We start from the raw sequence: 9,456 nt of genomic DNA on the forward strand, positions 1-9,456 counted from the left end.
CATGCGTTCGGGCGTTCGCATCGGCGTCGACGTGGGTCGGGTGCGCATCGGCGTCGCCCGGAGTGACCTTCACGGCATGCTGGCCACACCCGTCGAGACCCTCCCTCGCGGTGTCGGTGACGTGGCCGCGATCGTCGCGTTGGCGAAGGAACTTGACGCGCTTGAAGTGGTCGTCGGACTGCCCCTGTCGCTTTCCGGGGCAAGCACAGCATCCACCGATGATGCACGCGCGTTCGCGGTGCAACTCGCTACGGCTGGCCTCAGCGTACGACTCGTCGACGAGCGTCTCTCCACCGTGTCGGCACAGCACGCGCTGCGGGCCAATGGTCGCACGACGAAGAACTCGCGCAAGGTCGTGGATCAGGTCGCGGCCGTTATAATCCTGCAGCATGCCCTCGACGCCGAGAGGTCCAGGGGAAACGCCCCGGGAACCGCGGTCGACCCCCTCGAAGGACCCGACGATGCCACTGGACGATGACGCCCGCGAATCGGGTCGTGCCCGCAACGATGAGCCGGATTGGGATGCGATGTTCGCTTCGCAGCCGGAGCCCTCTACGGGCACCGGAGAGCGGACGACCAGTGGAGGCGAAACACCGCCGCCAAGTCGCAGGTCTCGCCGCGCATCCGGTGGCACATCGCGGGGCGGCAAGCGCTGGATCGCCTGGCTGGTGGCACTGCTCGTTGTCCTGGGCCTCGGCGGTGGCGCCGTCGCATTCGTGTGGCTCAACTTCGAGGAACAGGTGCGCAAGGTCATGGGATGGGAGATCCCTCCCGCCGACTACGAGGGCGCGGGCACGGGCGAGACCACGATTGTGATCGTGCCCGGCGACACAGGAGGCGATGTCGCAAACGCGCTCCTCGAGGCCGACGTGATCGCGAGCTACGAGGCCTTCTGGGAGCTTCTGCTCAAGGAGGAACCGCAGTTCCACCCGGGCAACTACATGCTCGCGGAGAAGATGAGTTCCCGTGCGGCGCTCGATGCCCTGCTCGACCCCGCGAACCGTGTCGAGAACACCGCCCTTATCCGCGAGGGGCTCAGTGCCGATCAGGCCTTTGATCTCTTGGCGGCAGCCACGGGCATCCCGGTCGAGGAGTTCGAGGCGGTGACCGCTGACCCGACGGCCTTCGGGGTTCCGGCCGAGGCGATCAACATCGAGGGATATCTGTTCCCGGCTCGCTACACATTCGATCCGGGGGTGGACGCCACGACCGTGATCTCGACCCTCGTGAACCGCACCTTCCAGTCGCTCGATCAGGCGGGAGTGCCCGTCGAAGACAGGCACAGGGTGCTCACGATTGCCTCGCTCATCCAGCGTGAGGCGGGGAGCAACGAGGAGGACTTCTACAAGGTCTCTCGTGTCATCCAGAACCGCATCGATCAGGGCATGAAGCTCCAGTTCGATTCGACCTCCCACTACGGCTACGCCTGGGCGCACGGCGAGCGGCAGGAGGGCGGGGTGTTCAGCACCCGCGAAGAGCTCGAGGACGACAACCCCTACAACACCTACTTCCACACGGGCCTGCCGCCCGGTCCGATCTCTGCCGCGGGTGATCTTGCGATCGATGCGGCGATGCACCCGGTCGATGGGCCGTGGGTCTACTTTGTGGCCGTCAACCTCGACACGGGTGAGACTGAGTTCAACGAGACATCCGCTGGGCACTCGACCTCTGTGAAGAAGATGCAGGATTGGTGCAGGTCGACGGGAAGCCCGAACTGTGACTGACGACCGCCGACTGGCGGTGCTGGGGAGTCCGATCGCCCACTCCCTGTCACCGTTGCTCCACACGGCCGCCTACGAGCACCTCGGGCTGCGTTGGCGCTACGACCGCATCGAGATGACCGGCGCGGGACTCAGGGACTTCGTGGCGGGGCTCGGACCCGAGTGGCGTGGCCTCTCGTTGACGATGCCGGTCAAGCACGACGTGATCCCGCTCCTCGATGAGCGGCATCCGCTCGTCGACCTCACGGGCGCCTGCAACACAGCGCTGCTCGAGGAGGGAAGGCTGACAGGCTTCAACACGGATGTACATGGCATCGTCATAGCGTTCCGGGAAGCCGGCGTGCACGCGCTCGAGCACGTGCACGTGCTCGGTGGTGGCGCCACGGCCGCCTCCGCGATCGCGGCGGCATCGATGCTCGGCGCCACGCGCGTCACCGTCGCGGTACGCACGCCGAGTCGTGCGCTGCACCTCACCGAGCTCGCTGCGTCGCTCCAGCTGGAACTCGATGTCCAAGCGCTGACGGATGGCGTGCCAGGCGCCCCGGATGCGGTCATCAGCACGCTCCCGAATGGCACGGTCTTCGACGACAGCAACGGCTTCAGCGAACAACTCAGGCGCTCGGCTGTCCTGTTCGATGTCGCCTATGACCCGTGGCCGAGCACGCTCGCGGCGTCATGGGATGCCGCTGGTGGCCGTGTGATCTCCGGTTTCGAGATGTTGCTCCACCAGGCAGTGATGCAGGTGCGCATCTTTGCTGGCGCTGGCGCTGACGTGCCGCTGCCCGACGAGGACACGATCGTCGACCTCATGCGCGGTTCCGTCGCGCGCGCCGCCTGAGTCCAGTCGAACGGCGAGGCGGGCCCCGCCACTGTGGGAAGATCGTGTACATGCTTCGTTGGTTGACCGCTGGGGAATCCCATGGGCCCGAACTGCTCGCAATCCTTGAGGGGATGCCGGCGGGGGTGCCCGTCTCGCTCGATGACATCCGGGCCGATCTCGCCCGCCGCAAGCTGGGCTATGGCCGCGGCGCGCGCATGAAGTTCGAGGAAGACGAACTGACGATCTCCGGTGGTGTTCGCTTCGGCGCCACCATGGGAAGCCCTGTCGCGCTCCGGATCGGCAACACGGAGTGGCCCCGCTGGGTCGACGTGATGAGCGCTTCGCCCGTGGACCCGGCAAGCCTGCCGAAGGGACGCGGCGCGCCCCTCACCCGGCCCCGCCCCGGTCACGCCGACCTCGTCGGCATGCAGAAGTACGACTTCCCTGAGGCCCGCAACGTGCTTGAGCGCGCGAGCGCGCGGGAGACCGCCGCTCGTGTCGCGCTCGGGGCGGTTGCCCGTAAGTTCCTTGCCGAGCTGGGCGTCGAACTGGTCGCCCACACGCTCGCGATCGGCACGGTGCGCGTTCCCGATGGTTCCCCCCTCCCTTCAGCGGCAGACGTCGATGTTCTCGATGCAGACCCGCTGCGCTGCTTCGACCCGGCGACCTCGGCTCGCATGGTCGAGGAGGTTGACAGGGCGCACGACGACGGCGACACGCTGGGCGGCGTCGTCGAGGTGCTGGCCTACGGGCTGCCGCCGGGACTCGGATCGTACGTGCACTGGGACCGTCGCCTCGACGCCCAGCTCGCTGCAGCGATCATGGGCATCCAGGCCATCAAGGGCGTTGAGATCGGCGACGGCTTCACGACGAGCACGCGGCGCGGCTCCGAGGCCCACGACGAGCTTTTCCAGGCGGATGCCGGCATCACGCGGGCGAGCGACCGTGCGGGCGGCACGGAGGGCGGCATGTCGACCGGCACCGTGCTGCGCGTCCGCGCGGGAATGAAGCCGATCGCCACCGTGCCGCACGCCCTGCGCACGGTGGATGTCGCGACGGGGGATGCCGCCGGGGCCCACCACCAGCGTTCCGACGTGTGTGCCGTTCCCGCATCCGGTGTCGTCGCGGAGGCCATGGTCGCCCTCGTGCTGGCGAACGCCATGCTCGAGAAGTTCGGCGGAGACTCGGTCGCTGAGACGCGCCGCAATCGCGACGCCTACCTTGCCGCGATCCCGCAGAGCCTGCACACGGCGCACGAATCGGACCCGACTCTGTCGTGACCGACGCACTCCTGCCAGAACCGATCGTCACCTTCGTCGGCGCCCCCGGCTCGGGCAAGACGAAGGTGGGCAAGCGCGTGGCGCGCATGCTCGGCCTCCCCTTCATCGACACCGACAAGAGGATCGTCGCGGAGCACGGACCGATCGCCGACATCTTCGAACAGCACGGCGAGCCGTACTTCCGTCGACTCGAGCGCGCTGCCGTGCAAGCGGCGCTGGGGGAGCGTGCCGTGCTCTCCTTGGGTGGGGGAGCGATCATCGACGCTGACACGAGGGCAGACCTCGCGCCGCGCCGGGTTGTCAGGCTCACCGTGAGCGCCGAGGCCGTCGCCACTCGGATCACGGGTGGCAAACGTCCGCTCCTCGGCGCGGGCGTCGAAGCGTGGAAGTCTCTCGTCGAGTCACGCCAGCCCTTCTACGAGGCAGTGACGACCCGTTCCTGGGACACCTCCGCCCGTCCCATCGACCTCATCGCCGAGGAGATCGCCTCGTGGGTTTCCCACGAGACCGGCATCCCCCTCGCACGCGTATCCGAGCAGAAAGGCTCCCTGTGAGCATCACCACGATCCCGGTCACGGGAACCTCGCCCTACGATGTGCTCGTCGGCCGCGACATCCTCGACTCCCTGCCGGAGCTGATCGGTGCTGATGCCCGCAAGGTGCTCATCGTGCATCCGCCGACGCTGGGCGCCCGTGCGGCCGCGCTTCGCGAGTCGCTCCTCGACCGCTATGAGGTGCTCCTCGCCGAGATCCCGGATGCCGAGGCGGGCAAGCGCATCGAGGTCGCGGCATTCTGCTGGCAGGTCTTGGGGCAGTCCGACTTCACCCGTTCCGACGTGGTCGTCGGTTTCGGCGGCGGCGCCGTGACAGACCTCGCCGGTTTCGTTGCGGCGACCTGGCTTCGCGGCGTACGGCTCGTGCAGGTTCCGACGACGCTCCTCGGCATGGTCGACGCCGCGATCGGCGGCAAGACTGGCATCAACACGAACGAGGGCAAGAACCTCGTCGGCTCCTTCTACGCACCCGCTGGCGTGCTCGTTGACCTCGAGGTGCTCGACAAGCTGAGCAGGATGGAGATCCTCGCGGGCTTCGGCGAGGTCGTGAAGTACGGCTTCATCGCCGAGCCCGAGATCCTCGACATCATCGAGCGGGACGCGGATGTCGCAACCGACCCGACGACCGAGGAATTCCGTCGCCTCGTGGAGCTGTCGATCGGCATCAAGGCGCGGGTCGTGAGCGACGACTTCACGGAGCAGGGCCAGCGCGAGATCCTCAACTACGGGCACACGCTCGGCCACGCCGTCGAGTATGCCGAGCGTTTCCAGTGGCGCCACGGGGCCGCCGTCGCCGTCGGCATGATGTTCGCTGCCGAGCTCGCTCGCCTGAGCGGCAGGCTCTCGGACGACGTCGTCGACCGGCACCGTCGCATTCTCGAGTCCCTCCAGCTGCCGACCACTTATCCGGTGGGTCGCTGGAACAGCCTCTTCGCAGTCATGAAGCGCGACAAGAAGGCCCGCGGTGACCTGCTGCGGTTCATCATCCTCGACGACGTCGGGCGCCCAACGGTGCTCGCGGGTCCCGACCAGAGCCTGCTCTTCGCCGCATACCAGGAGATCGGGGTCTAGCCCCGTCATTCGTTGTCGACCAGCTGGAACCGCTAAACTCTCCCACCGGCACAACTGCCACGTCTCTTCCGGCCCTGCGCGCCGGTCCATGTCCCGATCGAACGGATTCTCTCCTCATGGCCACTACCGCTGACATCAAGAACGGCGTCGTCATCAAGATTGACGGCCAGCTCTGGACGGTCATCGACTTCCAGCACGTCAAGCCCGGCAAGGGTGGCGCGTTCGTCCGCACGAAGATGAAGAACGTCGTGACCGGCAAGACCGTCGACAAGACCTACAACGCGGGCACGAAGATCGAGATCGAGAACGTCGACCGCCGCGACTTCACCTACCTCTACGCGGATGGCGACTCCTTCGTTTTCATGGACTCGACGGACTACGACCAGATCACGATCTCCGACACGATCGTCGGTGACGCGAAGAACTTCATGCTGGAGAACCAGCCCGTCACGATTGCCCTCAATAACGGCAACCCGCTCTATATCGACCTGCCGGCATCCGTCGTGCTCGAGGTCACCTACACCGAGCCCGGCCTCCAGGGTGACCGCTCGACCGGCGGCACGAAGCCCGCGACGGTCGAGACCGGCTACGAGATCCAGGTTCCCCTGTTCCTCGAGGCGGGCACGAAGGTCAAGGTCGACACTCGCACGGGCGACTACCTGGGCCGCGTCAACGACTAGTGAGCGCCCGCACCAAGGCACGCAAGCGTGCCCTCGACCTGCTCTACGGCGCTGACCTGCGCGAGATCTCCCTCAACAACGCGATCGCCGTCGAATCGGAACGTGCCGCGACCGAACCCGCCCGGCAGGAGTCGTGGCGCTACGCCCTCCAGATCGTGACCGGCATCGCCGAGCACGGCGACGAGATCGACGAACTGATCGAGACCTACGCGCAGGGTTGGACGATTGATCGGATGCCCGTGCTCGACCGTGCGCTCGTGCGCATCGGCATCTGGGAGATCATGTTCAACGATGAGGTTCCGGACGCTGTCGCGATCTCCGAGGCGGTCAAGCTGGCAGGCGAACTCAGCACCGATGACTCGGCCGGTTTCGTGAACGGCCTCCTGGCACGAATCGCGAGCGTCCACGGGGCCTGAGGCACCGTCCACGGGGGATGCTCGGCGGCATCCGGAGTTTGCGTTTCGTTTCGTTACGCGCCGACTTTGGCGAGCGTGACGGCGGCCGTACTCTCAACGGGTGTCCATAGCATCCCCCGTCCTCAGCACGGCCGCCGCACTCGGCGTGAGCCTGTCGGGCGTCTCGCGCGTCTTCGACTCCAAGGTCGTTCTGCGGGACGTCGACCTCACGGTCGCGCCCGGCGAGATCATCGCCCTCATCGGGGCATCGGGCTGTGGCAAGTCGACGCTGCTGCGCCAGATCTCAGGGCTCGACCTGCCGTCCTCCGGCGCGATCGCGATCAACGGCGAGCGCGTCACGGGCATCGATCTCCGCTGCTCGGTCGGTTTCCAGGAGCCGAGACTGCTGCCGTGGCGCACGCTCGAGCAGAACGCCCTGCTCGGGCTGCCCCGTGGCACCGCCAAGTCGGAGGGCCAGGAGCGCGTCCGTGAACTCCTTCGCCTGGTCGGGCTCGCGGATGCCCGCAGCCTCCGCCCACGCCAGGTCTCCGGTGGCATGGCACAGCGCGCGTCCCTCGCTCGTGCACTGGCCCGCCGACCCGGCGTCCTCGTACTCGATGAACCGTTCGGCGCCCTCGACGCGCTGACCCGCCTTCAGATGCAGGATCTGCTGCTGGACGTGCACGCCGCCGAGCCGACCACGATCATCCTCGTGACCCACGACGTCGACGAGGCGCTCTATCTCGCGGACCGCGTCGTGCTGCTCGGCACCGATCCCGCAGCGCCGAAGCGCGGCGCGAGCATCCGGAGCATCACGACCGTGCCGGGGGTGCGCCCCCGCGACCGCGGAGACGCGACTCTCGCTCACTTGCGCGCCGAGCTCCTCGAGGGCCTTGGCGTGCACTCGCACCACAGCAACCACTGACCACCTTCCCGACACAGCACCTCTTCTTGAACTAGGACGACCACCACATGCGACGCAAATCCCTCGCCTCCTCCATTGCCCTTGTTGCCGCCGGCGCCCTACTCATGACCGGCTGCGCTGCCGGTGAGGGCAGCGCACTTCAGGAGGACGCCGTGAACGCGGGGGAGTGGAGCACCGACACACTCAACATCGACTTCGCGACCTACAACCCGCTGAGCCTCGTCATCAAGGAGCAGGGTTGGCTCGAGGACGAGCTCGAGGGCGTCACCGTGAACTGGCTGCAGTCCGCCGGCTCCAATAAGGCCAACGAGGCACTCCGCGCGGGGGCCGTTGACGTCGGCTCGACCGCAGGCTCCGCCGCGCTGCTCGCCCGGTCGAACGGCTCGCCCATCCAGGTCATCGACATCTATTCGCAGCCGGAGTGGGCGGCGATCGTCGTCGGCGCTGACTCCGATATCGAGAGCGCCGAGGACCTCCGCGGCAAGCGCATCGCCGCTACCAAGGGCACCGACCCATACTTCTTCCTGCTCCAGACCCTCGAGGAGGCTGGCATCGGTCTCGACGAGGTCACGATCGAGAACCTGCAGCACGCCGACGGCGGCGCCGCTCTCACCTCGGGCGCGGTCGACGCCTGGTCTGGGCTCGATCCGATCATGGCGACGACCGAGATCCAGTCGGGTACGAAGCTGGTCTACCGCAACGTGGACTTCAACACCTACGGCTTCCTCAACGCCACCGAGGACTTCATCGAGAACCACGCGGATGTTGCCCAGGTCGTCGTGAACGCCTACGAGAAGGCCCGGCAGTGGACGCAGGAGAACCCTGACGAGGCGGCGCAGATCCTCGCGGATGTCGCGGGTATCGACATCGCGGTCGCTGACAAGGTGCTCAACGAGCGCACCATCCTCGAGGGGATCGGCGAGCCCGGTAAGAAGCAGCGGGATGTGCTCGAGATCGTCGGGCCGATCTTCGTCGAGTCGCAGGACGTCAAGACGCAGGAGCAGATCGATGAGGCGCTCGACTCGCTCTTCAACGACAGCTTCTTCGCCAAGGCCGACCCGGCCGCGATCGGGGACTGATGCCGAACCACACAATCGTTGAAGCCCCTGCGCCCGAGACGGGCGCGGGGGCTCCCGCGAGCCTCCACCAGTACTCGTCGACCTACGGCTATTCCGCCGCCGGATCCGAGGCGAATCCTCCCGTTGATGCGCCTGCTGGCAGCCGGCGGAGCACGCGCGCTTGGCTGATCGCCGCCGGTGTGGTCTTACCAGTCCTGCTGTTCGCTGCATGGTGGACCATCTCAGCGCTGGCACTCGTGCCCGAACACCGCTTGCCTTCCCCGACGTCCGTGCTCGAGGCCGCCGTCGAACTCGGCTCGAACGGTACGCTGCTGACCCACATCGCGATCTCGACACAGCGCGTGCTCATCGGTTTCGCGGCAGGATCGCTTATCGGTCTGGCACTCGGTGCCCTCGTGGGTCTCTCGAAGTGGGGGAGCGCCTTCCTGTCCCCAACGGTCGGCGCCTTCAGGGCCGTTCCTTCACTCGCCTGGGTCCCTCTCCTCGTGCTGTACGTCGGCATCAATGAGGACTCCAAGGTCGCGCTCATTGCCATCGGCGCCCTCTTCCCCGTCTACACGACGGTTGCGGGTGCGCTCCGCCACGTCGACGCACACCTCGTCGAGCTCGGGCGCGCCTACGGCCTGAGTCGCTGGGAGCTCCTCACGCAGGTCCAACTGCCGGCCGTCGTCCCAAGCATCGTCTCCGGGCTGCGCCTCGCGCTCGCACAGGCGTGGCTCTTTCTCGTGGCGGCAGAACTCATCGCCTCGTCAATGGGCCTGGGCTTCCTGCTTGTCGATTCGCAGAACAACGGCAGGGTCGACCGCATGTTCCTGACGATCATCCTCCTCGGCATCCTTGGCAAGACGACGGATGCGCTGATCGGTCTTCTCGAGAAGTACCTGCTCAAGCGCTGGTCCTGACGCTGGAGAGTCTCGACCGGACTGTATGCT

At 66.9% G+C, this 9,456-nt stretch carries 11 protein-coding genes; all 11 read left to right on the top strand.

Features of this window, described 5'->3' with window-relative positions; all coding sequences use genetic code 11:
• Position 1: 1 nt before the first annotated feature.
• The 11 genes from ruvX (at position 2) to ACIQK7_RS11575 (ending at position 9,426) form a co-directional block, all read left to right on the top strand.
• Positions 2-478: a Holliday junction resolvase RuvX gene (ruvX, locus tag ACIQK7_RS11525; protein WP_403024891.1), complete on the top strand. Its 477-nt coding sequence runs from the start codon at positions 2-4 to the stop codon at positions 476-478.
• A gap of 190 nt (positions 479-668) precedes the next feature.
• Positions 669-1,724, top strand: a complete 1,056-nt coding sequence (gene mltG, locus ACIQK7_RS11530; protein WP_403024894.1) for an endolytic transglycosylase MltG — start codon at positions 669-671, stop codon at positions 1,722-1,724.
• The gene (locus ACIQK7_RS11535) at positions 1,717-2,559 is read left to right on the top strand and encodes a shikimate dehydrogenase (protein ID WP_403024896.1); all 843 of its coding nucleotides are present in this window, start codon (positions 1,717-1,719) and stop codon (positions 2,557-2,559) included. The genes mltG and ACIQK7_RS11535 overlap by 8 nt, the downstream gene beginning before the upstream one ends.
• A 50-nt stretch (positions 2,560-2,609) precedes the next feature.
• On the top strand, positions 2,610-3,821 hold the full coding sequence (gene aroC, locus ACIQK7_RS11540) for a chorismate synthase (RefSeq protein WP_325210534.1): 1,212 nt from the start codon (positions 2,610-2,612) through the stop codon (positions 3,819-3,821).
• 86 nt (positions 3,822-3,907) lie between these two features.
• A complete protein-coding gene (locus ACIQK7_RS11545; RefSeq protein ID WP_403025694.1) occupies positions 3,908-4,375 on the top strand; it encodes a shikimate kinase in 468 nt (155 codons plus the stop codon).
• On the top strand, positions 4,372-5,445 hold the full coding sequence (aroB, locus tag ACIQK7_RS11550) for a 3-dehydroquinate synthase (protein WP_403024899.1): 1,074 nt from the start codon (positions 4,372-4,374) through the stop codon (positions 5,443-5,445). The genes ACIQK7_RS11545 and aroB overlap by 4 nt, the downstream gene beginning before the upstream one ends.
• A gap of 116 nt (positions 5,446-5,561) precedes the next feature.
• Positions 5,562-6,125 carry an elongation factor P gene (efp, locus tag ACIQK7_RS11555; protein ID WP_403024902.1) on the top strand — a complete coding sequence of 188 codons (564 nt, stop codon included), beginning with the start codon at positions 5,562-5,564 and terminating at the stop codon, positions 6,123-6,125.
• Positions 6,125-6,541 carry a transcription antitermination factor NusB gene (nusB, locus tag ACIQK7_RS11560; RefSeq protein WP_325210537.1) on the top strand — a complete coding sequence of 139 codons (417 nt, stop codon included), beginning with the start codon at positions 6,125-6,127 and terminating at the stop codon, positions 6,539-6,541. The genes efp and nusB overlap by 1 nt, the downstream gene beginning before the upstream one ends.
• Positions 6,542-6,641: 100 nt before the next feature.
• On the top strand, positions 6,642-7,445 hold the full coding sequence (locus tag ACIQK7_RS11565; RefSeq protein ID WP_403024905.1) for an ABC transporter ATP-binding protein: 804 nt from the start codon (positions 6,642-6,644) through the stop codon (positions 7,443-7,445).
• A gap of 47 nt (positions 7,446-7,492) precedes the next feature.
• Positions 7,493-8,524 carry an aliphatic sulfonate ABC transporter substrate-binding protein gene (locus tag ACIQK7_RS11570; protein ID WP_403024908.1) on the top strand — a complete coding sequence of 344 codons (1,032 nt, stop codon included), beginning with the start codon at positions 7,493-7,495 and terminating at the stop codon, positions 8,522-8,524.
• Positions 8,524-9,426 carry an ABC transporter permease gene (locus ACIQK7_RS11575; protein ID WP_403024910.1) on the top strand — a complete coding sequence of 301 codons (903 nt, stop codon included), beginning with the start codon at positions 8,524-8,526 and terminating at the stop codon, positions 9,424-9,426. Before ACIQK7_RS11570 ends, ACIQK7_RS11575 begins: the two co-directional genes overlap by 1 nt.
• The last annotated feature ends 30 nt before the right edge of the window (positions 9,427-9,456 follow it).

It is taken from the genome of Salinibacterium sp. GXW1014, assembly GCF_044769865.1.
Classification (GTDB): Bacteria; Actinomycetota; Actinomycetes; order Actinomycetales; family Microbacteriaceae; genus Homoserinimonas.

Excerpts from the sequence above, each read along its gene's own strand:
- ruvX (WP_403024891.1), top strand. The coding sequence starts at position 2 with ATGCGTTCGGGCGTTCGCATCGGCGTCGACGTGGGTCGGGTGCGCATC.
- aroC (WP_325210534.1), top strand. The coding sequence starts at position 2,610 with ATGCTTCGTTGGTTGACCGCTGGGGAATCCCATGGGCCCGAACTGCTC.
- ACIQK7_RS11545 (WP_403025694.1), top strand. The coding sequence starts at position 3,908 with ATGCTCGGCCTCCCCTTCATCGACACCGACAAGAGGATCGTCGCGGAG.
- efp (WP_403024902.1), top strand. The coding sequence starts at position 5,562 with ATGGCCACTACCGCTGACATCAAGAACGGCGTCGTCATCAAGATTGAC.
- ACIQK7_RS11570 (WP_403024908.1), top strand. The coding sequence starts at position 7,493 with ATGCGACGCAAATCCCTCGCCTCCTCCATTGCCCTTGTTGCCGCCGGC.
- ACIQK7_RS11575 (WP_403024910.1), top strand. The coding sequence starts at position 8,524 with ATGCCGAACCACACAATCGTTGAAGCCCCTGCGCCCGAGACGGGCGCG.